The organism is Limnobaculum xujianqingii (genome assembly GCF_013394855.1).
Taxonomy (GTDB): domain Bacteria; phylum Pseudomonadota; class Gammaproteobacteria; order Enterobacterales; family Enterobacteriaceae; genus Limnobaculum; species Limnobaculum xujianqingii.
The window spans coordinates 2,547,145-2,570,422 of the sequence record NZ_JABMLK010000001.1; the positions used below are offsets into that span (position 1 = coordinate 2,547,145).

The following is a 23,278-nucleotide window of genomic DNA, read 5'->3' on the forward strand; positions in this document are numbered from 1 at the left end:
TTAATCCTCTCGGGCGAAAAGCGCCTCTATAAAATCATTGGCCTGGAAAGGCCGTAAATCTTCAATACCTTCCCCTACGCCGATATAGCGAATAGGAATACCAAACTGATCGGCCACGGAGAAAATCACTCCCCCTTTCGCCGTTCCGTCCAGCTTGGTCAAAGTAATACCGGTTAAACCAATAGCTTCATCAAACAGTTTGGTCTGGCTGATAGCGTTCTGACCGGTGCTGGCATCAATGGTCAACATAATTTCATGAGGGGCATTTTCATCCAGCTTTTTCATCACCCGCACAATCTTTTTCAACTCTTCCATCAGGTGTGATTTATTTTGCAAACGACCCGCGGTATCGGCGATTAACACATCAATACCCCGGGACTGCGCCGCCTGAATGGCATCAAAAATCACTGAGGCAGAATCTGCACCGGTATGTTGCGCCACTACCGGGATCTTATTGCGTGTACCCCATACTTGCAGTTGTTCAACGGCGGCGGCACGGAAAGTATCGCCTGCGGCTAACATCACGGACTTGCCCTGATCCTGGAACTGACGAGCCAGCTTACCGATGGTAGTCGTTTTTCCGACGCCATTAACACCTACCATCAAAATAACAAATGGCTTATGTGCGGTAACGTCCAGCGGCTGCTCAACGTTTTTCAGAATATCGGCCATTTCCTCTTTCAGCTTGCCGTATAAGGCTTCGGCATCTTTCAGATCGCGACGGCTGGCGTGCTCAGTCAGAGAATTAATAATTTTACTGGTAGTGGTAACACCCACATCGGCGATCAGAAGTTGTTCTTCCAACTCTTCAAACAGTTCATCATCAATACGTTTACCGCGGAATAAACTGATAAAACCGGAACCCAGATTTTGTTTGGTTTTTAACAGACTACGTTTCAGACGGGCGAAAAAGCCCTCTTTGGTTGGCCTTTCCTGCTCTTGCTGAAGCTGTTCTTGTTGTTCTTCCTCTTCCAACTGCTCCAGAATTTGTTCCGGATCTTGCGCATCAATTCGATCGGATTCAGCCAGTAGCGCCTGTTCAATTTCATCATCCAGCTCCGATTGCGAAAGCTCAGGTTCATCGACAACGTCGGTATCCTCAAACTCTTCTATGGCGCTGGCGGTTGATGCTTGTTCTACTTCATCATCCGTGGCGGTGAAGGGTTCTTCACTGACGGACTCAGCGGTGACCTGAAACGGCTCTTCCTGAGGTTCCACCAATGGTGTCAACGCATCATCATAAACCGGTGGTGTTGCATCAGACTCGGCGGTTTGTGACAGATCCAGATCCGGCGTCTCCTCTGAAGATAAGTCCTGCTTCAGTTCATCACTGTGGTCGATTTCATCAATCGTGGTAGATGAATCATCAGCTGAATTAGCGGCATCCACTTCTTGTGAATCATGCTGTTCTGTATCTTGTTGTAATTCATCATCTTGCTTAGACTCTTCGTCCTGACGATTAAAGCCTAACCAGGAAAATAAACCGCGCTTTTTATCTTTTGCCATGTTGTAAAAACAACCTCCACCCTAGTATTACGCACGCTACAATTAAATTAAGTTTAACACTCATCAGGTAACTATAGATATCAATTCACTATCCAAATTACTCGCTGTTGCAATAGCGGTGCATTTTAACATTCCATCAGACAAAATCATTCAATCCTCGTGCCGGGCTATCCGGTAATTGTCAGACTCTACCCCTTAATCAATTTTCTTCGCCAAACGCGCAAACCAAATACATTGATATACAGCCCCGCCATAATCAACAATGCTCCCAGAAGCTGTAATAAAGTGAGCGTTTCACCCAAAAACAGGGCAGAGCTTGTCATTCCAACCACCGGCACCAAGAGGGAAAGCGGCGCCACTCGCCAGGTTTCGTAACGACCAAGCAACGCTCCCCAAATGCCATAACCAATAATAGTCGCCACAAACGCCAGATAGACCAGCGATAGAATAGTGATGGTATCAATCTCAATCAGGCTCTTTAGCATTAACTCCGGCCCTTCAAGCAGTGCCGATGCCACCAGAAAAGGAATAATCGGAATCAGCGCACTCCACACCACCAGCGACATCACCGCAGGGCGCACCTCATGTTGCATAATCAATTTGTTAAAAATATTGCCGCTGGCCCAACAAAAAGCAGCTGCCAGCGTTAGCATAAACCCTAGCATGGTCACATCCTGACCATTGAGACTGGCTTCTACTAACACCAATACACCTACCACTGCTAAAGCAATACCGGCAAACTGCTTGGCCTGTAGACGTTCATTAAATACTGAAGCGGCAATAATAATGGTAAAAAATGCCTGGGATTGCAGCACTAATGACGCTAAACCGGCTGGCATACCAAACTTGATGGCGCTAAACAAAAAGGCAAACTGGCCAAAGCTGATGGTAATCCCATAGCCTAGCAGTAGACGAAACGGTATCTTGGGGCGTGCGACAAATAGCAATGCAGGAAAGGCCACCAGCATAAATCGTAACCCTGCCAGCAGTAGCGGAGGCATATTGTGGAGACCCATTTTAATCACCACAACCAACAGCGCCAGCAGTCCATCTTTGCGTGTCATACCCTTCCCCATGAACTATTCTATTTTTATAAAAGAAACCACGTTAACTAAAAAATCCCCGGTGGGAAAGGGCATTCATTAACGCAGGAAATAAAAAGCGCACTATGATATCCCGCCCGCTATACAACCTGGTAATAGCGTGATATCTCTGACTCATTAATAAAACAGATAATAAGCGATATGTCTGGCAGGAAAATGCTCTCAACTACCACGCGATCCACCATTGCATTATTAGCATCGTCGTTGCTGTTAACCATTGGTCGTGGCGCAACGTTACCGTTTATGACCATCTATCTGACACGGCGTTTTGCCATGTCCGTTGATGAAATTGGTCTGGCAATGACCATTGCACTAACCGTTGGCGTAGTATTCAGCCTCGGATTCGGTATTCTGGCCGATAAGTTTGATAAAAAGAACTATATGTTGCTGTCTATACTGGCGTTTATCGGCGGATTTATCGCGATACCGCTGGTTGATCGGGTGGAACTGGTGGTCTTTTACTTCGCCCTCATTAACTGCGCTTACTCAGTTTTTTCTACCGTATTGAAGGCTTACTTTTCTGATGTACTTGGGCCCGGTGAGAAAGCCAGAATCTTTTCGCTCAACTACACCTTTTTGAATATCGGCTGGACCGTTGGCCCGCCGCTGGGCACGTTGCTGGTTATGTACAGCATCAATATGCCATTTTGGCTGGCAGCCTGTTGTGCAGCATTTCCACTGGTTTTTATACAGCGTTATGTAGACCGGGTTCGTATTGATATGAGCTCAGAAAACAGTGTTGCCTGGTCTCCCTCCGTATTATTGCGCGACAGAGCGCTGCTTTGGTTTACGCTTTCAGGAATACTGGCGGCATTTGTCAGCCGTTCCTTCGCTGCCTGTATTTCTCAATATGCTCTGGTAGTTGCAGACAGTGAATTTGCTGAAAAGGTGGTTGCCGTTGTACTACCGGTAAACGCAATCGTCGTCGTATCCCTGCAATATATGATCGGCCGACGACTCTCTGAGTCAAACATCCGCCCCTTAATGACTATAGGTACCTTTTGCTTCGTTCTTGGCCTGCTGGGTTTTATGTACTCAGGTAACAATCTGTTCCTTTGGGGGCTTGCCGCTGCGGTATTTACCTTTGGGGAACTTATTTATGCGCCGGGGGAATATATGTTAGTCGACAACATTGCCCCACCGGGAATGAAAGCCAGCTATTTTTCTGCTCAGGCTCTGGCCTGGCTGGGAGCAGCAGCCAATCCGCTGGCAACCGGCGTAATCCTCACTACACTGCCACACTGGTCATTATTCATTATTCTGAGCGTAGGTATTGTGCTGGCCTGGTTGGCTATGCTGCGAGGCATGCAGGTAAAACCCTGGGCGCGTGCATAGCAAAAACATGTAGCTATCAGCCTGTGCAGAACTGACGAAAAATAATGTGCATTTCTAAATATCACAGGCTATCGCTATAATAGCCGCAGAATAATCCGTCACCGTCAGCCAATAGCAGAGTGTATGAGTAAGAAACCACAGCCGCAAAAAACCGGACAAATACGAATCATCGGAGGACAATGGCGAGGCAGAAAGCTACCTGTGCCAGATAGCCCGGGATTACGCCCAACTACCGATCGGGTTCGTGAAACGCTGTTTAACTGGCTGGCTCCGGTTCTGAATGAAGCTCGATGCCTTGACTGCTTTGCCGGTAGTGGCGCATTAGGATTTGAGGCACTGTCCCGCTATGCAGGTCAAACCGTGCTGCTGGAATCAGAAAGATCAATCGCTCAACAGTTACAGCAAAATCTACAGCTGCTGAAATCAGATAAAGGCCTGGTAGTTCACACCAATGCCCTGCAGTGGCTGGCTCAGGCCGGCACACCATTTGACGTGGTGTTTCTCGATCCGCCCTTTCGCCGTAATTTACTAACCGAAACCTTCACGCTATTGGAACAACAGGGCTGGTTGGCCGATGAAGCATGGATTTATGTAGAAGCTGAAACAGAACATGCGGTTAGTGATGCCCCGGCAAACTGGCATCTGCATCGTGAAAAAACCGCCGGACAGGTGGCCTATCGACTGTATGTTCGACGTTCCCCCTCCATCAATGAAACCGCAGGAAATGAAGAATGATTAAACAACTATTTATCAATCTGGGACGCCTGCTAATGCTTGGAGTATGGGGAATTCTACTGTTAAACCTGTTTCACCCTTTCCCCAGCCCGCTGAAATACTTTATGCATGTGGCGATGGTATTTATGTTCTTCATGCACGGTTTGCAGCTGATAATGTTGAAATCTACGTTGCCTAAAGATGGTCCAAAACTTACTGGCTGGCAGGAATTTACTATTTTCGTGTTTGGCGTATTTGAATTGCTGGCCTGGCAACAGAAGAACAACAAGAAGTAGCTTCTGATGCCACCCATCGTCGTCAGCCTTTTCGATCGGGGAAGTAGGGAAAAGTCATCACGTTATTACCCAGCTCAGAAATGCGCACACTTCCCTGAGTGAGTACTGAATCGATGCGAATAACCGCGTGCATTGGAATATAGCTGCGAGTCACACCGCTGAATTCAGCCTTTAACTTCTCTTCGCTGGGGTCAACCAACAGTGAACTCTGGCTATCAAAGACAAAACCACCAATTTCAATAAAGCCAAAAATCGCACTTTGATCCAATTCACGAACGTAAAGCTGATAATTTTTACCGTTATTCATAAACTGAATCCGGTACAGCGGCTGCTCATTATTATTCATAGACTCATTTATCTCCCGAACAATCGTTGTGTGGCCGGAGAAGGCATTAACGATCGTGAGGTCATGTTTATCGACTACAATAAAAAAGCGCGGTGCTCTTTTCGGTCACGTAACAGACTGAAAGCTAACATAACCTAGAAAAGAATGCGACTAATGCATTCTGACAGCGTAATAATCGAAGGATAAGCGATGAGTTGGCCATTTTTAGCAGTGATCTTCTCCGGCTGGATCTACATTGATGCCTCTTACCGCGGGCCATCATGGCAACGCTGGGTGTTTAAACCTGTCACTATGCTGCTGATGCTACTCTGGGCCTGGCAGGCACCAGAGATAACCACCTTCAGCTATCTGATTCTGTTCGGTCTGCTGGCCAGTTTACTCGCAGATATTCTTCAGATGATTCCTCAAGACAGAATGTTCTACGCTATAGGGGCTTTGTTTATCTCTCGCCTGCTATATACCCTCTATTTTATTAATCCATTAACCCCAAGCTTTTACTGGCTGCCGATCGTTATTTTGCTGGCAGTTGGAGGGATAATAGTCTTATTACTGTGGAACCGGCTGGAGGATATGCGCTGGCCAGTGGTGACTTATCTGTTCATCACACTACTGATGGTATGGACTGCCGTTGAAGGCTATATCACTCAAACCAATGATATGAGTTTCAGCCAGCTTATTGGCAGCATTTTACTACTGATGGCCAGTACTATTTGGCTATTCAATCGTTACCGCAAACCTTTTCAGGCGGCTGATGCTGTTATTGCTGTCTGTTATTTTCTGGGACATTTTATGATAGTGCGCGCCCTGCATATTTGATCAAGTCAGGCGAACAAAGCGAGTGGAAGGCCTACTCATTCCCTTTACGGATCAGATAGCGATATGGCAGCTCATCAGTAGACGACTCCAGCAGTTCATGGTCCATAAACCGACAAAAACCGGGGATATCACGAGTAGTCGCCGGATCGTCAGCAACAATTAACAACGTTTGACCAGCATCCATATGACGAACGGCTTTACGTACCATCATCACAGGCTCAGGACAACGCAGCCCTAACGCATCAAGGGTTTTATCCGGATTGTCAAATAAATCAATCATTAAGCTCTCTAAGTCACTTTATCAATACCAACAACAACCCGGCTAGTTTAATACGATAAACCCCCAGTGCAAATCCACTGAGTAAAAATCTATTACGTTGGAGATAAACACTAAGAATTAGCAGGCTATTTCTAACACGCTCAATCGGAGGGAGAGACAGGCGTGGGGGTCGACTTGGCGTAAGCCAACGAAGTGCCCGTAGCCTGGCTAGGCCCGACGCACTCTACACTCAAGTACAGATTGTCTTCCGGCCGGGCACTATATCAATATAGGCACTCTGCTTTTAAGGCCGGAATACCCACTACTGCCAATTTATAAATATCTTCGCCACTAAAACAACCATTGCATTCCCCTCTCAACTGAGTATCATCTCCACCTCGCAATAAACAGCGTATAATTTATTCACTATTTCATTTAATGCATAGGTTGGGTTCCCTCACCCCAACAGAGTGTTGATACTCATTTAAAAAGGCTAATATCATGTTTGATTTTTCTCCGCAGCAGCGGCTAAAAGCGCTGTTATGGCTATCGTTCTTCCATATTCTGATTATTGCCTCCAGTAATTATCTGGTTCAATTACCGATCAATATTTTCGGTTTTCATACCACCTGGGGTGCATTTACCTTTCCGTTTATTTTTCTGACCACCGACCTCACTGTCCGGGTGTTCGGCGCGCCATTAGCACGCAAAATCATTCTGGTAGTTATGATACCGGCGCTGGCCATCTCCTATCTGCTATCTACCCTGTTTTATGATGGTACATGGCAAGGCTATCAGGCGATTTATAGCTTTAATATGGTGGTCGCCAGAATTGCTATCGCCAGTTTTATGGCCTACGTGCTGGGGCAAATTCTGGATATCTACGTATTTAACCACCTGCGTCAGTTAAAAACCTGGTGGGTCGCTCCCAGCGTCTCTGCGGTTTTCGGCAACCTGAGTGATACCATCGCCTTCTTCTCAATTGCGTTCTATAAGAGCAGTAATGCCTTTATGGCCGAAAACTGGGTGGAAATTGCGCTAGTGGATTATGCCTTTAAGCTTATTATCTGTGCTCTGTTTTTCCTGCCGATGTACGGCATTTTATTAAATGTATTACTGAAACGGCTGGTTCAGATAAATACCCCACAACAGCTTCAACACGGCTAAGTGCGGGATAAAATTTGGCGGAAAAGCGGTAGAAATGATATTTTTATATCCTGTTCACTGAATCCGAGAAAGCATTTGCTTATCAATGTTAAGGAAGTACCATGCAAAAGTTAGTCAAAATTGTAGGAGTCTGTTTGTTTGCCGCCAGCCTGATGGCTTGTGATGGCAGTAAAGACCAACCGGCAGCAACCGGAAGTGGTACTTCAGCAGAACAATCCGGCCAGACCAGCGTATTAGGCGGCAAAGTCAACTTCACCGTTCCGGATGGTTTACAGGATCAGAGCGGCAAGAGCGGTTCTCAGGCAACCAACATGGCGGTGTATGCCGATAATGCAGCACAGAAAATGCTAATTGTTATCAGCAGTTCAATGCCGGATGACACGTTGGAAAATCTGATTACCCGTATGGAAGCACAGCAGAAAATGCGTGATGCTGAACTGGTCGTGGTTAAAAAAGAAGAAGTTACCGCCGATGGCCAAAAACTTCAGCGCCTTGATACCGCTATTCGTATTGACGGTAAGAAAAACTACTCATCGACACTGTTAGGCCAGATCGATAAGCAACTTCTGACTATGCAGCTTACTTACCCAATCGAACAGCAAGCAGATGCTGAAAAAGCAATTAACCAGTTCATCAGCTCACTGAAAATCAAACCATAATATTGCCAGTTTCAGCGCAATAAAAAAGGGGCAACACATTAGTTGCCCCTGATAACAACGCCATCCCTACAATGTCCCGTTATCTAATACCACTATTATAATCTTCTATTATTCTGCTAACGCCTGAGCCAGCAGGGTTATCGGATGTTCACACTTCTTACTGGTAGACATCTCTATTTGCCACTTACAGGTTTCACAATCTGACACCACAAAATCAACGCCGCTCTCTTCAATTTGACGGAACAGCGATGCACCAATTCCTTGTGATGTTTCATAGTTCTCTTTCTTAAAGCCATAAGTACCGGCAATACCACAACACTGAGATTCCAGCACGATTAACTCAACACCGGGAATGCGCTCCAATAGCGCCAGGGTATATGCCGTCCATCCCATTTTCTCCATATGACACGGAGTATGGTAAGCAATGCGTATTGGGGTATGTTTCAGCTTAAGTTCTCGCCCTTCAGACAACAGGCGATAAAGATAACGCGTCGCCAGCTCAACCTGTTCACGCACCGGTGAAGTATCAACCCCCAGCAAATGAGGATATTCATCTCGTAGGGTGAAAGTACAGGTAGAAGAGGTTGCTACCACAGGAATTCCTTTACCAATCACCGCATCAACCAGTGATTCAGCATTCACCTTTGCCTGCTTTTTAGCCTGATTGATAAATCCGTTGGCAATCAATGGAACGCCACAGCACTTCTCTCTTTTCAGCAACTGCACGCCAATACCCATGGCGTTAAACACCCGCACCAAGTCTTTACCCAACTGCGGATGGTTATAGTTAACGAAGCAGCCGTGGAAAAACGCAATTTGCTCATCAAATTTCTGCTGCTCTGTAGCCTGCTTACGATACCAGTGGCGGAAAGTACCAAAAGAGTACTTAGGTAACTGACGGCGGTGGTCAATTTTCAGTGCGCTATCCAGCAGTTGCTTAACGGGTTTCAGGCCTACTGTAGCATTGACAATAGGAGCAAACGGGGTGGAAAGAGTCCCCATTAAATCAGTATTACTAAGGATGGCATCACGCAGTTTAAATTTAGGTTTACTGTAATTAATTCTCGCACGCTGAATAATATCGCCAATCTTCACATCTGACGGACAGGCAACTTCACAACGTTTACAGTTGGTACAGTATTTCAAGGCTTCATCAAACAGTGATGGATCCTTTAAGCGTAAACGCTCACCGTCCGGCCCTGCCTGTTTTGGGCCGGGATAATTAGGGTTAACTTTTGCCACCGGGCAATAGGTAGTACAGGCAGTACATTTAATACAGTTCTCAAAACTGTTATCCGTTGTCAGGCTCATGCTGCCACCTCCGACAGGGCAAGGATCTGTTCTGCGGCATATTGTGCAGTCACCAGAGAAACTCCAGCCCCACAGCCTTGTGATATTGGGTCATACCCTCCCAATACCGCACCAATAATATAAAGATTATTTAATGACTGACCCGCCACCGTACCGCGTAACTGTCTATCGGTTTTAACCCCAAAGCGTAAATAGGGCTGTGCGGAGAACATACTTTCCTGAGTCCAGTCAGCACGTTGTGCGGCATCATGAACATCCAGGCCAAACACCGGCTCATGAATACGATCAAACTCAGCAACTAAGCCATTACTAAAGAAACTACCGCTGGCTAACACCACTTGTTGAGCCACCACCGGAATATCGGTGTGGTTGCGGGTATAAATACGCGTCACGTTTTGCCCTTCAGTTTCAGCACGCAGTACCGCATCACCTGGCATAAACTGACCGCCCAACTGTTGGAAACGGCGGCGTAACGCCATATGCATACGCATACCTAATAATGAAGGCGGCAGCGTTGGTACCAACATAATTGGTTTGCCCACTTTCTGGCTTAACAGAGATACCGCATCCGGATTTTCCAATCCAATACAGGCTGGCAAGATGAGCGCTTCCACATCATTTGATAAACGAATCAGCTCTTCCGCCAGTAATTCAGTGTTTTCCGGCAAATCGAGTACTCTGGCAATATTGATCGCCCGGAACTCGCTGGGGTTGTTACGTAAACGATCCAGAGCAGGAACGTGAAGATAATCAGTAATGGCCTCAATGCCTTTATCGCTCAGAGAACCTGCTGCCAGTTGAGGTTGGAAATCCAGAAAACCCTCAATGCCCACAATAGCAATCTTCTTCCACGGCAATGGCTGCTCCAGCGCAGCAACCGGCACTTCTGTCGGGCTTAACCAGGTCGCCCGTAAAGTACCTAATGGAGTAACACGCAGATGATTCTGTTCTATATCACCATGAAACCGTAAGCCGCAATCCGTCAGCAAACGACGAGCTTCTGCCGCCATTCGGCTGACACATTCAGCTCCCAGTAAAGAATAGGGGTGTTCCGGTGATAGCGCGGCCAACTCGGCCAACGGATGGTTAATTGCCGAACCATCTTCCCGGTAACTGAGAAAATCCAGAGACCCAGAGGAGAAATGCAATGCACTCTGCCCGGCGCTGATAATTGCACAGCGTTTGCCCTGTTCCGCCAGCCGGATACCGCAAGTTAGCCCGGCCAGACCACCACCAATAATTGCCACATCAAATTTCATCATTTTTCTCCACCCCGGACGGAGCATCCAGACCGCACAGCCCCATATAAACCCAGTTGGTAAACTCACTTTCCCGCAGCGCATCTCCCCATGCAATGGGCCGGACGCCTTTCCACCGCTCATTCAGAAAAGTTGATAATTGCGTCAACGACTGTTGTGGAGAAGAGACTTTAAAGCGATTTAACAGACCCGCAGCCCGACAGGCACATAGTTCCCCCTGACAGGTTCCCATACCCACTCGGGTACGGCGTCGAAGGTCAATCAGATTATTTACCGTGAGTGAATCTACTGCGTAGCGTACCTCTCCAGCCGTCACCGCTTCACATTCGCACACCAGACTATTATCTAAACGTCCGTTAGCGATAAGCTGAGTAGCCCTGTCTCCATGGCGATAAACGGCAGAACCACGAATGGTTGATGGTAAAGAGATCACTTCACGCAGCGTTTCTTCGGCAGAATTACGCGAGCCCGGCAGCGCCTCTTCAGCGGTAGTGCATTTAGCGCTATGACCTAATTTTTCACAAACTTTATCCGTCGCCCATTCAGCCATCAGACGATAAGTCATCAGTTTACCGCCGGTAATGGTAATAAAGCCTTCCAGACCATCGCGCACCGCATGATCTAACAGAACAATACCGCGACTCACGTTACGGCCCGAAGGGTCATCATCACTGGCAACCAGTGGACGAACACCAGCGTACGCTCGCAAAATGCGCGTTTGTGCCATTTTAGGGGAGAGTTTGGTCCCTTCACGAATCAGAACGTCCACCTCTTCCGGCGTAACAATCATGTTATCTATCTGGTCGTAAGGAATACGGGTAGAAGTAGTACCAATTAACGAAATAGTATCTCCTGGCACCAGGATATCGGCATCAGCAGGCTTGCGGCAACGGTTAATCACCATATTGTTAATACGGTGTCCCATAATCAGTAAAGCACCTTTTGCCGGGAACATACGCACACGCAGGTCGGCATATTCCGCAATATTTTGCCCCCAGATCCCACCAGCATTCACCACAATCGACGCATAAATCTCTTTGGTCTCTTTTTTGTAGTGATCGAATACTTTCACGCCGGTCACCCGGTCGTTATGACGGATCAGGCCAATCACTTCATGGTAAGTCAAAACCTGTGCGCCATGTTCCCGCGCATCCAGCATGTTAGCTGCCGTTAAGCGAAAAGGATCAACGGTACCATCCGGTACCCTCACGGCTCCCAACATCGCCGGGTTGGCAGAAGGTTCCAGCCTTAATGCTTCTTTTGGATCCAGTGCCTGAGCGTTAATTCCTGCCCGTTGGCAGGCTTCAATAAAGGTAGACTGAAATGCAATATCATCTTCCGGCAACGTTAAAAACAGGCCATCGGTTGGTTCCACGCAATGACGGGCAATGCGTTTCAGTATCATATTCTCTTCGATACATTCACGGGCCGATTCTGCATCGGTTACCGCATACCGGGCTCCGCTATGCAATAAGCCATGGTTACGACCTGTCGCGCCAGTGGCAATATCATGACGCTCCAGCAAAATAGTTCGCAATCCACGACGAGAACAGTCACGGGCAATACCCGCACCTGTTGCGCCACCACCAATAATGATGACATCCATCTCTGTTGGGGAAAAACTGCTCATCACCAATTACTCCCGGTCTGGTATTGCTTATATAAAGAATTTCTCATGCTGCTATTTACGCACAGTCTCAAACAAAATTGTTTGATAAGGAGCAAATTCGAACATAAATAAAAGCAAAAACGCTCACAAAAGAACATTTATGTGATAACAGTCACAACAAACCCATAAAATAAACACAAATCGTGTTAAAAAAATGATACATTTCGCGCCGAATAAGACAATAGTCATATAATTCGCCTTGTGTCACATATCATTTGATAATAAATGAGTAATATAGTGAGCGATAAAGAAAATGACGTGAGCATATAAATCATGACTCACCCTAATAACAATACTCATACGACCATTACAGAGATGAATCATCGCCAGTGGAGGCACTATGTTAAGTATGTTTAAACCCGCGCAACATATTGCGCGCTTACCAAAGGATCAGATAGATCCGACCTACCGCAAATTGCGGTGGCAGATCTTTATGGGGATCTTCTTTGGTTATGCAGCCTATTATTTAGTTCGTAAAAACTTTGCTCTGGCTATGCCTTACTTAGTCGAGCAGGGTTTCAGCCGTGGCGATCTGGGCTTTGCTCTTTCCGGTATCTCTATTGCTTACGGATTCTCCAAATTTATTATGGGTTCCGTTTCTGACCGTTCAAACCCACGAGTCTTCTTACCAGCCGGTTTGATTCTCGCTTCCGTCGTGATGCTACTTATGGGCTTTATGCCATGGGCAACTTCCAGCATCATGATCATGTTCGTTTTACTGTTCATCTGTGGTTGGTTCCAGGGTATGGGTTGGCCTCCGTGCGGCCGTACTATGGTTCACTGGTGGTCACAAAAAGAACGTGGCGGTATCGTTTCAATCTGGAACTGTGCGCATAACGTTGGTGGTGGTATCCCTCCTCTGTTATTCCTGTTAGGTATGGCATGGTTTAACGACTGGAAAGCAGCATTCTATATGCCAGCAATGGCAGCGATTGTGATTGCTATTATCGCTTTCGCTCTGATGCGTGATACTCCGCAATCTTGTGGTTTACCACCGATTGAAGAGTATAAAAACGACTATCCACCTGACTATACTCATGAAGCAGAAGAAGAACTGACCGCAAAAGAGATCTTCATGCGGTATGTGTTCCCTAACAAACTGCTGTGGTATATCGCGATTGCTAACGTTTTCGTCTATTTACTGCGTTACGGTATTCTGGACTGGTCACCAACTTACCTGAAAGAAGTGAAACACTTTGCGCTGGATAAATCATCCTGGGCTTACTTCTTCTACGAGTATGCGGGTATTCCGGGCACCTTACTGTGCGGTTGGATGTCAGATAAGGTATTCAAAGGTAATCGTGGCGCTACCGGTGTATTCTTCATGATTCTGGTTACTATCGCTACTGTGGTTTACTGGATGAACCCTCCGGGTAACCCAGGCATCGATATGGCTTGTATGACGGTTATCGGCTTCCTGATCTATGGTCCGGTTATGTTAATCGGTCTGCACGCTCTGGAATTAGCACCTAAGAAAGCTGCGGGTACTGCTGCTGGCTTTACCGGCCTGTTCGGTTATCTGGGTGGTTCAGTAGCAGCCAGCGCCATCGTTGGTTACACCGTTGACTTCTTCGGTTGGGACGGCGGCTTTATGGTGATGATCGGCGGTAGCTGCCTGGCAGTTGTACTGCTGGTATTAACCATGATCAGCGAAAACAAACATAAAGCTGAAATGCTGGCTAAACAAGCAGCAGAATAATCATTAGTTAAATACTGTCGTCGCAACAAATCGTCGACAGTTCAAAATAATACCCGCGGAAGTCACAGAGATGTCATGTTCCGCGGGTATCATCACCAGCAGTTATTCAACTGATACACAATAAGAAAGATAAGACACACTCTGAAAAACGCACCGCACCCGCAGTGGGGTTTCCAGACTCTGTTCCCCTCTGCGTACGTTATTACCTACACCAAAAGATGGAGAAGGAAACTTATGAAAATAGGTTTTAAAACGTTACTCACGGGGATCGTACTCAGCATGTCTATGGCCTCTATCGCTGATGCTACCACCGCCAAAAATGATAAAGATAAAATCGTTATCGCCCACCGCGGAGCCAGCGGTTACCTGCCGGAGCACACTCTGCCCTCCAAAGCCATGGCCTATCAGCAAGGGGCTGACTTTCTTGAACAAGATCTGGTGATGACCAAAGACGATCGCCTGATTGTGCTGCATGACCACTATCTTGATCGGGTCACCGATGTCGCAGAGCGCTTCCCTGACCGGGCACGTAAAGATGGTCGTTATTACGCTATCGACTTTACTCTGGACGAAATCAAATCATTAAAGTTCACCGAAGGATTTGATATTAAAGACGGTAAGAAAGTGCAGTCTTATCCGGGCCGCTTCCCGATGGGTAAATCTGACTTCCGTATTCATACTTTTGAAGAAGAGATTGAGTTTATTCAGGGTTTGAACCACTCAACCGGCAAAAACATTGGCATCTACCCGGAAATTAAAGCGCCATGGTTTCACCGCAGCGAAGGTAAAGATATTTCGGTGAAAACTCTGGAGGTGCTGAAGAAGTACGGCTACAGCCAAAAAAGTGACAATATCTATCTGCAATGTTTTGATTTCAATGAACTCAAACGCATTAAGACTGAGTTAATGCCAAAAGCTGGCGTTGACCTGAAGCTGGTTCAACTGATTGCTTTTACCGATTGGGAAGAAACCTTTGAGCCGAATGCCGAAGGCAAACTGGTTAACTACAGCTATGACTGGATGTTCAAACCTGGCGGTATGCAAGAGATCGCTAAATATGCCGATGGTATTGGCCCACAATACCCAATGCTGCTGGATGTTGAAGCGTCTAAGCCTGAACATGTGAAACTGTCTGCTATGGCAAAAGAGGCACACGACAGCGGCATGGTTATCCACCCTTATACCCTGCGCGCAGATGCCCTACCTAAATATGCCACCAGCATGAATCAACTGCTGGATGTGATGTACAACCAGGCGAAAGTGGAAGGTTTGTTTACTGATTTCCCTGATATGGCGGTGCAATTCCTGCAGAAAGAGGGACAACATAAATAATTACCCTGGGGCATCGTCACTTTGGGCGATGTCCCATCTCTTACCTCATTACTGATATTTGTTTATCCACGATCGTTTAACCGCCGTGCACACTGACATGGCATATTTCATCAGATAATTGCGGAAACCAGTATATGAAACATCAATATCTCGCATTAAGCCTTGCCCTTGCTACTTTTTCATTTCCTGCTCTGGCTGCAACGAATCTTTGTGATTCCAGCTATCGCGATGCGCTTCCTAAGTATGAATATCAACTGAAGAAAACCTTTGAAGTAGATGGACGTCAGGGCATCACTACCGACGGTAAGTTTTACTATGTTTCTGGCAGTACTACCCTGTCGAAATACGATATGCAGGGTAATCTGATAAGCAGCAATAAAACACCATTCGACGGCTATAAGATTCCAGCCAATCATATTGGTGATATTGATGTATATAACAATGAAATTTATGTTTCTTCCGAATGGTTTATGGATGGCGTCGGTAAAGATATTCAAATCGCGGTGCATGACGCAGATACGCTGAAGTTAAAGAGAACCTTCCCATTTAACCCGGATTCAGGCCAGCAGGAAGTTTCTGCCATCACCGTTGATAAAGTGAATAACAGCATTTGGATGACATCCTGGGTTGGAGAAGAAAGCGGTCGTTATCTGTATGAGTACGATCTTGCCAACGGCCAGTACAAACGAAAAGTACACTTACAGCCAGTACCTCAGTGGATTCAGGGGATTGCCGCTTATCAGGGGGATATTTACCTGACCGCTGATGACGGTACTGCCGACGACAAAGAAGTGGATAACCTTTACCGGGTTAAAATTGACAGCAATAAGAGCAATGCTCCTGTTGTGCTGGAAAGAGCCTTCACCGATTTTAAAGACTATGGTGAAATTGAAGGTGTCGCCGTTAACCCACAAACTCATGAACTGCTGGTGCACTCTAACCGGGGCAAACAGATTGTTCTTGGGATGCCAAAAGGCTTCTATCCGGGATATGACCGGGAAATCAGTGAAGTGTATGTCTACGGTATGGAGCCGATCTGCAAAGCAAAATAGTCTGAAAACAGAGCGTTAGAAATAACTCGACCAGCATTAGTGCTGGTCGAAATTCAACAGGGTATATTGAAAAGCGATTATAAATACAGCTTCCGCAAATAGTGCATTACCGCATCATCCACATTGCTGCCAATCACTTCCAACTGAGGTAATGTCTGCTTTAAGCGCGGAGAGGCGTTTTTCATAATGCAGCCTTTACCTGCCATAGACAGCATCTCTTTATCATTCATGCCATCGCCAAAGGTAATACAGTCTTTCAGCTCGTAACCGAGAATACCGGAAACGTCTTGCAACGCATGGCCTTTCGATACTCCAGCACCCATGATTTCCAGACAGTAATCCAGAGAGAAACTGGCGTTCACCTGACCGTGCCAACGGCTGTTAATCTTCTCTTCCAGACGCAGCAATGTTTCATGATTAGTACAGGTATAAAATACTTTGCATATGCCATCAGTTGCCATCGAATTTGGTTCAAACAGCTGATAGCTAAAGTCTGACTCTTTATGGAAGTTTTTCAGGTCTTCACTTTCACGATTAGTTAGCCAGTCATCGTTACGATAAACGTGAGTTTCAATATCCGTGCTGTCATTCACAATACGGAAAAGCTCATAGGCAATCTCTTCGTCCAGCTTATGACTGAAAAGCAGCTCGCCCTGACCATTATGCACCCGGGCACCGTTGGAGGTGATCATGTAGGAGTCGATCCCCAACCCATCACGAATTTGTCCAACGTCCACATGGTGACGACCGGTAGCAAAAATAAAATTAACGCCATGTTGAGAAATTAACTTCAGCGTCTCTTTAGCGAAGGGGGGACAATGTGTGGTCTGACTGCAATAAAGTACCATCCAGATCCGATGCAACGATTTGATACATATAGAATGACTAGCCTCTGACTAAAATTATATTTACTGGTTTGAAGATCAATACCGGTCGAAAAAACCTAATATGTCCATCAATGCCTCAGTGCGCAATTCGTCATGCTCAAACAGAATCTCATGACGAGCTCCCTCAATCACCCTGGGTGAACCACCTTCACAAGGATGACCTGCGTCAGCTAAAGCCTGACAGAAGGCAACATGGGCATCATTATCCACTAAACGCTCCTGACTTGCCTGCAAAATAATCAGCGGTGTAGTAATTTCTGGTGCCAGTTCAATGGCGCGTTCACCCGCCATCATCGATTCACGCACCCAGCGATAGGTTGGACCACCAATCCTTAGTTCCGGACGGTCAGCATAGTGGCGGGAAAACAGACGGTAGCGATCTTTACTGTGGGTTAATAAATTCACTGCGTAAGGCATTGGTAACCAGCGTCCGGTGCCCATTGCATAATACTCTCTGGCACCCTGCCAGCGTTCCGTCAGGTCAGTAATTTTTTTTGCCAACCAGGACGGCATCGGCAAAGCTATGCCTAACATTGGGGAACAGAGTGCCGCAGCCCTGACGGAGTTTGGATGCCGGGCCAAAAATAACGCGGCAATTGCTCCTCCCATGGAGTGCGCCAGTAAAAACGCGGGTTTATGATTTTCGGCTTCAAAAATCGTACGCCAAAAGAATTCGAAGTCATCTACATAGTCATCAAACTTTTCAACGTGACCGCGCTGTCCATCATCCAGCAAACGCCCGGAAAAACCCTGACCGCGATGATCTAAAATCCAGACGTCATAACCGCAGCGAAACAGGTCATATGCCAATTCCTGATACTTGATATACCCTTCAGTACGCCCTGTCACCACCACAATAGCGCGCTGATTCTCCTCTGCGGTGAATTTCACGTATTTAATTGGCACGCCATCGGCACCGTTAAAACTGCACTCTTCTCTTTGCTGCCAAAAGCTTAATAACGGCCCGGCGACAAACGAAGAAAAGCGCTTTTCACGGCTTAGCCACTCATTTTGGAAGGATGAAAAATCGACTGTCATTGGTTTCACATATCCTGTGTTGATACCTGTTTATCACCCATGCGGCAGAAATTATCAATAGAATATTATAAAATAGAGCACGATATGGAAAAGGTAACCGAACTAAATCAAGGTTTGCTATATCACTTTGATTAACAAGGAACAAGTATGGGCTCTCGAACAACTAATGACATTTTAGCTGAGTTAGAAAAAGAGAAGTTGGAGAAAGAGGCGCTTACTGAAGATGAAATGTCCGCGCGATATAGCCAATTGCTGGCCGGTGACAGTTCCAAAATAGACATGTTTGACTTTGCCAACGATCTGGGGAGCAGTAAATTATTACATTATCATTTTTCGCTTATCTGCCAGCAATGGGATAGCTTTCCAATAAAATACAAAGAGTTATTTCATTCATTTTATCGGCATGACATTGATGGAATCGACTTTCTATTTGAAACACTGACGGCTCGCACGCAGGAAAAATATCACTGCCAAATCGCCCACCTGATAGCCTCTTGCCTGACCAAATTTACCCACAGAGATTTCTATCAGGAGAGTCGCAAAAAGCTCATCCCTTACTTAAGACAATTTACTGATATTAAAGATAACGAACAAAGACGAAATATCATTATTACTATTGGATGGCTCGGTTCTGTTTCTGACATCCAATTACTTTGCCAGCATATGAGAAATGATGAGGATAGTCTTTGCCGGGCATGGTCTGCATCATCGTTAATGCAGATGTCATTTCATGGAGTTACGGTAAAAAGTATAACCAGTCGAACACGAGAAGATTTTATTGCCGCTATCGAAGCAGAAATAAACCTGTTTACCCTCGGCTGTATAGTTGAATCGGCCCAGATACTGTGGAAGAAAAAATGGGTAAGCACTTCCAGCGTCGAAAAAGTCGATGAGGAGAAAATACTTAAAGCAAAAGCTTCTGCTATTCGCTTTTTAAGCAAACAGTAACCGATTTGTAACCTGATATTCATTAGCTACCCTCAACGCAGATTTTTTCTCCTCATTTGATACTCATAAAATATGATGGCCAGCCCTTCGGGTATTGTTATTAATTTCCACTCCCCCTAGTGACTTATGACAAAACATCAGATAAAACTATCTGATCCCTGTATTTTTCTTGTGCGACAGTGCACTGATGGTGATCTATTGTGACTTTCGAGTGGTGGCTAACCTATCTGATAACAACCATTATCCTTAGCCTTTCCCCTGGGCCGGGGGCAATCAATACCATGAGCACCGGCACCACCTATGGATTTCGCGGCACGATTCCTGCTATTGCCGGTTTACAGGTTGGATTAGCGGTACATATTGTGTTGGTAGGTATCGGCCTGGGAACGCTGCTTTCACAATCGGCGGTGGCCTTTGAGATGTTGAAATGGTTGGGAGCGGGTTACCTTATCTGGCTGGGAATACAACAATGGCGCACCGCCGGAGCCATCGATTTAAATGCAGTATCTAAAGCATTACCCAGCAGTGGGCTATTTAAACGTGCCGTATTGGTTAATTTAACCAATCCTAAAAGCATCGTATTTTTAGCTGCCCTGTTCCCACAATTTATCATTCCACACCAGCCGCAGGGCATACAGTACCTGATTTTAGGGGTAACCAGCATCGCTGTAGATGTAGTCGTTATGGCAGGCTATGCCACGCTTGCCACTCACGTTGCCAAATGGTTACGTCAGCCTCATCAGATGAAGTTGCTTAACCGCCTGTTCGGTACGTTGTTTATGATGGTTGGAGCCCTGTTATTGTTCGCCCGTCGAAGTAATAGCTAGAGGGCTATAAGTACAATTATTATTGGATTATAAGTTTTACTGCTGAATAATTTTTCTATATCGAATTATTTTACTTGCACGCTCTGATACATTTTGTAAGGTTGAAGGGGTCCGCTCACGATAATTCAGTAAAAAGTAACGCGGCAAAGACACACTCACATTGATTACTGCAAAGTTAGGATTGCTAATATGAAAAACGTCGGTTTTGTTGGCTGGCGCGGCATGGTCGGTTCCGTTCTTATGCAACGCATGATAGAAGAACGTGATTTTGATGCTATCCGCCCGGTATTTTTCTCTACTTCACAAACTGGTCAGGCAGCACCCACCTTCACCGGTCAAAACGGTACGCTGCAGGATGCCAATGATATCGACGCGTTACGCGCACTGGATATTATTATCACCTGTCAGGGTGGTGACTATACCAGTGACATCTACCCTAAGCTGCGCGCTACCGGTTGGAACGGCTACTGGATTGATGCAGCTTCAACTCTGCGCATGAAAGATGATGCCATTATTATTCTCGACCCGGTGAACCATCAGGTGATTCATCAAGGGCTGAATCAGGGCATCAAAACCTTTGTTGGCGGTAACTGTACCGTTAGCCTGATGTTAATGGCACTGGGTGGCCTGTTCGCTAACAATCTGGTGGAGTGGGCTTCGGTTGCCACCTATCAGGCAGCTTCCGGCGGCGGTGCTCGTCATATGCGTGAGCTGCTGACCCAAATGGGCATGCTGCACGCTACCGTTGCCAAAGAGCTACAGGATCCGGCATCTGCCATTCTGGATATCGAACGTAAAGTGACGGCAGAAATGCGTAATGGCGTATTACCTGTCGATAACTTCGGTGTTCCATTAGCCGGTAGCTTAATCCCATGGATTGATAAGCAATTAGATAACGGCCAGAGCCGCGAAGAGTGGAAAGGCCAGGCTGAAACCAACAAGATTCTGAACACCGGCTCAGTGATTCCAGTCGATGGTCTGTGTGTTCGTATTGGCGCGCTGCGCTGTCACAGTCAGGCATTTACCCTGAAGATGAAAAAAGATGTTCCTCTGGCGGATATCGAAAGCATGCTGGCAGAACATAACCAATGGGTGAAAGTGGTACCAAACGATCGGGAGCTCTCCATGCGTGAGCTAACGCCTGCTGCGGTTACCGGCACGCTTTCTACTCCGGTAGGTCGTCTGCGTAAGTTGAATATGGGGCCAGAATATCTGTCAGCCTTCACCGTAGGTGACCAGCTGTTGTGGGGTGCGGCAGAGCCGCTGCGCCGTATGTTGCGGATTTTACTGCAACAGGCTTAATCCTGCTGTCTATCCCTTCCGGCTCTTGCCGGAAGGGAATATCACATCAATCCTGTCAGTCATTACGCTTCTAAATACTTATCCTGAACCTTCGCCCGAACTTCTGGTGTCAAACCAAACTCCTGCTCCAGCCAGTTATCCGTATTGCCATAACGCTGATCGATGGCGTGCAGCGCGGTGCCAATAAAACTCTCTTTGGCCGACATTACATAGCTCAGGCTATCAATACCATGCTGTTCGTTCAGATGTTCAGTCATATGACTTAAGATCTCTCTACGATAAGGAGCCAGTGTAGTTTCCGTCAGCATATAATCTTCAATAACCGTATTACGATCTGCACCCAACGTCAGGAGTACGATAGCGGAACCGATACCGGTGCGATCCTTACCCACCGCACAATGCTGCACTAAAGCACCAGAATCTGGCTGTTGCATCACCTGAGTCAGATAGCGATAAGCGCGGTTATTAAAAGGCAGTTGGTTATACAAACGTGCCATAAAATCAACCGCATTAAACGATGCCAGAGACTCATCCGTCAGCTTACCAAAGTTGGCATTTACATCATCGGATAAAGGGTTGGCCGGAATATTTTCATAATCAACACCCTGCCACAGCACATCGGGACGGGTTTGCACTTCATCAGCATCACGGTAGTCAATAATCTGGGTCAGCGGCATTTGGCTGAGATAGTGACAATCATCCGCAGTTAACCGATCCAAAGAACCCGCACGCAGCAACAAGCCAGGCTTCACTTTCCGCCCGTCTTTGGCCAGATTTCCACCCTGATCGCGAAAGTTAATGCCACCCTGTAATGGTAGCAATGATGAATGCAATATATTGATAGTAGTCATGGATCCCTCTTCATTCGGCTATCAGTCGTATTAATTATGGTACCGGCGTTCAGATAAACATCGGATAAATGGTTGAGGAGTAAGATTAGTGGCTATGACGAGATCGTTGTTATGTATTCGATACGCCATAGCCTGACAGGTAGATAAATTCTCAGATAAACGAGAAAGCATCACCAAACATACGGGTTTCGTCCGCGCCACGCTCATTGCAGAACCGTTCTCTGGCAATCTTAACCATTTCAAAGCGTCCGGCGATATAGATATCATGCTCAGCCAGTGAACCGAAATCCGCTAATACAGCGGTGAGTACGGTTCCGCTGCGACCACGCCATTCAGGCTCTGGTTGCTCTACTACCGAGATAACGCTCAGGTTAGGGTACTGAACGGTCAGCGCCTCAAGACGACCAAGGTCATATAAATGCGCCTCTTCACGCCCACCCCAGTATAGAGATATCTGGCGTTCCGGCTGTTGGGCCAGTACTGTCATCAGGATAGAGTTTACATAGGAGAACCCGGTACCGCCGGCAATCAGCAGAATTGGGCGCTGAGAGTCTGTACGCAACCACGCCTCACCATGAGGGATATCAACAGAAATTGTCTCTTCCTTCAGCAAACGATCCATCACTGCCATAGCATACAGATTGAGTTCGGAAGCGCCGATATGTAACTCAATAGATTCGCTCTCCATGGGGGTCGACGCCATTGAGAACGGGCGCTTATCGCGCTCATCCATCACCACCATCAAATACTGACCAGCCTGAAATGAAACTGGTAAATCGGGAACTAAACGCACACGAAATACCGTATCAGTGATGGACTCCACTGAGGCAACCTTACAATTCAATATAGCCATGTACTCCCTCTACAGAGTCATTAAATTCCAGCTATCGCTAAGTTAATGC

At 46.5% G+C, this 23,278-nt stretch carries 22 protein-coding genes and 1 pseudogene; 12 read left to right on the forward strand and 11 right to left on the reverse strand.

What is annotated here, in order from left to right:
• Positions 1 to 1,506 carry a signal recognition particle-docking protein FtsY gene (gene ftsY / locus GOL65_RS11570; RefSeq protein WP_140918904.1) on the reverse strand — a complete coding sequence of 502 codons (1,506 nt, stop codon included), beginning with the start codon at positions 1,504 to 1,506 and terminating at the stop codon, positions 1 to 3.
• Between the two features lie 188 nt (positions 1,507 to 1,694).
• Positions 1,695 to 2,570, reverse strand: a complete 876-nt coding sequence (eamA, locus tag GOL65_RS11575) for an O-acetylserine/cysteine exporter (protein WP_179038324.1) — start codon at positions 2,568 to 2,570, stop codon at positions 1,695 to 1,697.
• 195 nt (positions 2,571 to 2,765) lie between these two features.
• Here eamA and ydeE point away from each other — a divergent pair, with 195 nt between their 5' ends.
• The 3 genes from ydeE to GOL65_RS11590 all read left to right on the forward strand — a co-directional run bounded on the left by ydeE (position 2,766) and on the right by GOL65_RS11590 (position 4,954).
• Positions 2,766 to 3,944, forward strand: coding sequence for an efflux MFS transporter YdeE (ydeE, locus tag GOL65_RS11580; protein WP_140918906.1), 1,179 nt, complete (start codon positions 2,766 to 2,768; stop codon positions 3,942 to 3,944).
• Between the two features lie 123 nt (positions 3,945 to 4,067).
• On the forward strand, positions 4,068 to 4,679 hold the full coding sequence (gene rsmD / locus GOL65_RS11585; protein ID WP_140918907.1) for a 16S rRNA (guanine(966)-N(2))-methyltransferase: 612 nt from the start codon (positions 4,068 to 4,070) through the stop codon (positions 4,677 to 4,679).
• Positions 4,676 to 4,954, forward strand: coding sequence for a DUF1145 family protein (locus tag GOL65_RS11590; RefSeq protein ID WP_140918908.1), 279 nt, complete (start codon positions 4,676 to 4,678; stop codon positions 4,952 to 4,954). Before rsmD ends, GOL65_RS11590 begins: the two co-directional genes overlap by 4 nt.
• Positions 4,955 to 4,976: 22 nt before the next feature.
• Here the strand turns inward: GOL65_RS11590 and GOL65_RS11595 are convergent, their stop codons facing one another.
• A complete protein-coding gene (locus tag GOL65_RS11595; RefSeq protein ID WP_140918909.1) occupies positions 4,977 to 5,300 on the reverse strand; it encodes a DUF1820 family protein in 324 nt (107 codons plus the stop codon).
• Between the two features lie 189 nt (positions 5,301 to 5,489).
• On the opposite strand from GOL65_RS11595, the gene GOL65_RS11600 reads away from it, so the two are divergent.
• Positions 5,490 to 6,116: a lysoplasmalogenase gene (locus GOL65_RS11600; protein ID WP_140918910.1), complete on the forward strand. Its 627-nt coding sequence runs from the start codon at positions 5,490 to 5,492 to the stop codon at positions 6,114 to 6,116.
• A 31-nt stretch (positions 6,117 to 6,147) separates the two neighbouring features.
• Here the strand turns inward: GOL65_RS11600 and tusA are convergent, their stop codons facing one another.
• On the reverse strand, positions 6,148 to 6,396 hold the full coding sequence (gene tusA, locus GOL65_RS11605; RefSeq protein ID WP_140918911.1) for a sulfurtransferase TusA: 249 nt from the start codon (positions 6,394 to 6,396) through the stop codon (positions 6,148 to 6,150).
• Positions 6,397 to 6,876: 480 nt separating this feature from the next.
• Between tusA and GOL65_RS11610 the strand changes: the two genes are divergently transcribed.
• Together GOL65_RS11610 and GOL65_RS11615 are read left to right on the forward strand one after the other, a co-directional pair.
• Entirely contained in the window at positions 6,877 to 7,542 is a 666-nt protein-coding gene (locus GOL65_RS11610) for a 7-cyano-7-deazaguanine/7-aminomethyl-7-deazaguanine transporter (RefSeq protein WP_140918912.1), read from the forward strand.
• Between the two features lie 101 nt (positions 7,543 to 7,643).
• Positions 7,644 to 8,201 (forward strand): DcrB-related protein, encoded by a 558-nt coding sequence (locus GOL65_RS11615; protein ID WP_140918913.1) that lies wholly within the window; start codon positions 7,644 to 7,646, stop codon positions 8,199 to 8,201.
• Between the two features lie 108 nt (positions 8,202 to 8,309).
• On the opposite strand, the gene glpC is transcribed toward GOL65_RS11615, so the two are convergent.
• Genes glpC through glpA form a run of 3 tightly spaced genes read right to left on the reverse strand, consistent with a single transcriptional unit; the run spans position 8,310 to position 12,401 of the window.
• Positions 8,310 to 9,512, reverse strand: coding sequence for an anaerobic glycerol-3-phosphate dehydrogenase subunit GlpC (gene glpC, locus GOL65_RS11620; protein ID WP_140918914.1), 1,203 nt, complete (start codon positions 9,510 to 9,512; stop codon positions 8,310 to 8,312).
• Positions 9,509 to 10,771 carry a glycerol-3-phosphate dehydrogenase subunit GlpB gene (gene glpB, locus GOL65_RS11625; protein WP_140919180.1) on the reverse strand — a complete coding sequence of 421 codons (1,263 nt, stop codon included), beginning with the start codon at positions 10,769 to 10,771 and terminating at the stop codon, positions 9,509 to 9,511. Before glpB ends, glpC begins: the two co-directional genes overlap by 4 nt.
• Positions 10,761 to 12,401, reverse strand: a complete 1,641-nt coding sequence (gene glpA, locus GOL65_RS11630; RefSeq protein WP_140918915.1) for an anaerobic glycerol-3-phosphate dehydrogenase subunit A — start codon at positions 12,399 to 12,401, stop codon at positions 10,761 to 10,763. The genes glpB and glpA overlap by 11 nt, the downstream gene beginning before the upstream one ends.
• Positions 12,402 to 12,780: 379 nt before the next feature.
• On the opposite strand from glpA, the gene glpT reads away from it, so the two are divergent.
• The 3 genes from glpT to GOL65_RS11645 all read left to right on the forward strand — a co-directional run bounded on the left by glpT (position 12,781) and on the right by GOL65_RS11645 (position 16,523).
• The gene (gene glpT / locus GOL65_RS11635; RefSeq protein ID WP_140918916.1) at positions 12,781 to 14,139 is read left to right on the forward strand and encodes a glycerol-3-phosphate transporter; all 1,359 of its coding nucleotides are present in this window, start codon (positions 12,781 to 12,783) and stop codon (positions 14,137 to 14,139) included.
• Between the two features lie 234 nt (positions 14,140 to 14,373).
• Positions 14,374 to 15,471 carry a glycerophosphodiester phosphodiesterase gene (gene glpQ, locus GOL65_RS11640; protein ID WP_140918917.1) on the forward strand — a complete coding sequence of 366 codons (1,098 nt, stop codon included), beginning with the start codon at positions 14,374 to 14,376 and terminating at the stop codon, positions 15,469 to 15,471.
• A 134-nt stretch (positions 15,472 to 15,605) separates the two neighbouring features.
• The gene (locus GOL65_RS11645) at positions 15,606 to 16,523 is read left to right on the forward strand and encodes a hypothetical protein (RefSeq protein ID WP_140918918.1); all 918 of its coding nucleotides are present in this window, start codon (positions 15,606 to 15,608) and stop codon (positions 16,521 to 16,523) included.
• A gap of 77 nt (positions 16,524 to 16,600) precedes the next feature.
• Here the strand turns inward: GOL65_RS11645 and yigL are convergent.
• A pseudogene (gene yigL, locus GOL65_RS11650) lies at positions 16,601 to 17,399 on the reverse strand (sugar/pyridoxal phosphate phosphatase YigL).
• 47 nt (positions 17,400 to 17,446) lie between these two features.
• The gene (gene pldB / locus GOL65_RS11655; RefSeq protein ID WP_140918919.1) at positions 17,447 to 18,448 is read right to left on the reverse strand and encodes a lysophospholipase L2; all 1,002 of its coding nucleotides are present in this window, start codon (positions 18,446 to 18,448) and stop codon (positions 17,447 to 17,449) included.
• Positions 18,449 to 18,595: 147 nt separating this feature from the next.
• On the opposite strand from pldB, the gene GOL65_RS11660 reads away from it, so the two are divergent.
• The 3 genes from GOL65_RS11660 (at position 18,596) to asd (ending at position 21,525) form a co-directional block, all read left to right on the forward strand.
• A complete protein-coding gene (locus tag GOL65_RS11660) occupies positions 18,596 to 19,396 on the forward strand; it encodes a HEAT repeat domain-containing protein (RefSeq protein ID WP_140918920.1) in 801 nt (266 codons plus the stop codon).
• A gap of 200 nt (positions 19,397 to 19,596) precedes the next feature.
• Positions 19,597 to 20,223 carry a homoserine/homoserine lactone efflux protein gene (gene rhtB / locus GOL65_RS11665; RefSeq protein ID WP_140918921.1) on the forward strand — a complete coding sequence of 209 codons (627 nt, stop codon included), beginning with the start codon at positions 19,597 to 19,599 and terminating at the stop codon, positions 20,221 to 20,223.
• 189 nt (positions 20,224 to 20,412) lie between these two features.
• Positions 20,413 to 21,525, forward strand: coding sequence for an aspartate-semialdehyde dehydrogenase (gene asd / locus GOL65_RS11670; RefSeq protein WP_140918922.1), 1,113 nt, complete (start codon positions 20,413 to 20,415; stop codon positions 21,523 to 21,525).
• A 62-nt stretch (positions 21,526 to 21,587) separates the two neighbouring features.
• On the opposite strand, the gene GOL65_RS11675 is transcribed toward asd, so the two are convergent.
• Both GOL65_RS11675 and fre read right to left on the reverse strand, forming a co-directional pair.
• Positions 21,588 to 22,376 carry a tyrosine-protein phosphatase gene (locus GOL65_RS11675; RefSeq protein WP_140918923.1) on the reverse strand — a complete coding sequence of 263 codons (789 nt, stop codon included), beginning with the start codon at positions 22,374 to 22,376 and terminating at the stop codon, positions 21,588 to 21,590.
• A 151-nt stretch (positions 22,377 to 22,527) separates the two neighbouring features.
• Entirely contained in the window at positions 22,528 to 23,229 is a 702-nt protein-coding gene (gene fre / locus GOL65_RS11680; RefSeq protein WP_140918924.1) for an NAD(P)H-flavin reductase, read from the reverse strand.
• Positions 23,230 to 23,278: the final 49 nt, after the last annotated feature.

Coding starts and splice junctions, on each gene's coding strand:
- glpB (WP_140919180.1), bottom strand. CDS start 10,771: ATGAAATTTGATGTGGCAATTATTGGTGGTGGTCTGGCCGGGCTAACT.
- GOL65_RS11610 (WP_140918912.1), top strand. CDS start 6,877: ATGTTTGATTTTTCTCCGCAGCAGCGGCTAAAAGCGCTGTTATGGCTA.
- GOL65_RS11615 (WP_140918913.1), top strand. CDS start 7,644: ATGCAAAAGTTAGTCAAAATTGTAGGAGTCTGTTTGTTTGCCGCCAGC.
- glpA (WP_140918915.1), bottom strand. CDS start 12,401: ATGAGCAGTTTTTCCCCAACAGAGATGGATGTCATCATTATTGGTGGT.
- glpC (WP_140918914.1), bottom strand. CDS start 9,512: ATGAGCCTGACAACGGATAACAGTTTTGAGAACTGTATTAAATGTACT.
- GOL65_RS11595 (WP_140918909.1), bottom strand. CDS start 5,300: ATGAATAATAATGAGCAGCCGCTGTACCGGATTCAGTTTATGAATAAC.
- ydeE (WP_140918906.1), top strand. CDS start 2,766: ATGCTCTCAACTACCACGCGATCCACCATTGCATTATTAGCATCGTCG.
- GOL65_RS11600 (WP_140918910.1), top strand. CDS start 5,490: ATGAGTTGGCCATTTTTAGCAGTGATCTTCTCCGGCTGGATCTACATT.
- glpQ (WP_140918917.1), top strand. CDS start 14,374: ATGAAAATAGGTTTTAAAACGTTACTCACGGGGATCGTACTCAGCATG.
- glpT (WP_140918916.1), top strand. CDS start 12,781: ATGTTAAGTATGTTTAAACCCGCGCAACATATTGCGCGCTTACCAAAG.
- fre (WP_140918924.1), bottom strand. CDS start 23,229: ATGGCTATATTGAATTGTAAGGTTGCCTCAGTGGAGTCCATCACTGAT.
- GOL65_RS11645 (WP_140918918.1), top strand. CDS start 15,606: ATGAAACATCAATATCTCGCATTAAGCCTTGCCCTTGCTACTTTTTCA.
- rsmD (WP_140918907.1), top strand. CDS start 4,068: ATGAGTAAGAAACCACAGCCGCAAAAAACCGGACAAATACGAATCATC.
- GOL65_RS11660 (WP_140918920.1), top strand. CDS start 18,596: ATGGGCTCTCGAACAACTAATGACATTTTAGCTGAGTTAGAAAAAGAG.
- pldB (WP_140918919.1), bottom strand. CDS start 18,448: ATGACAGTCGATTTTTCATCCTTCCAAAATGAGTGGCTAAGCCGTGAA.
- GOL65_RS11590 (WP_140918908.1), top strand. CDS start 4,676: ATGATTAAACAACTATTTATCAATCTGGGACGCCTGCTAATGCTTGGA.
- asd (WP_140918922.1), top strand. CDS start 20,413: ATGAAAAACGTCGGTTTTGTTGGCTGGCGCGGCATGGTCGGTTCCGTT.
- ftsY (WP_140918904.1), bottom strand. CDS start 1,506: ATGGCAAAAGATAAAAAGCGCGGTTTATTTTCCTGGTTAGGCTTTAAT.
- tusA (WP_140918911.1), bottom strand. CDS start 6,396: ATGATTGATTTATTTGACAATCCGGATAAAACCCTTGATGCGTTAGGG.
- eamA (WP_179038324.1), bottom strand. CDS start 2,570: ATGACACGCAAAGATGGACTGCTGGCGCTGTTGGTTGTGGTGATTAAA.
- GOL65_RS11675 (WP_140918923.1), bottom strand. CDS start 22,376: ATGACTACTATCAATATATTGCATTCATCATTGCTACCATTACAGGGT.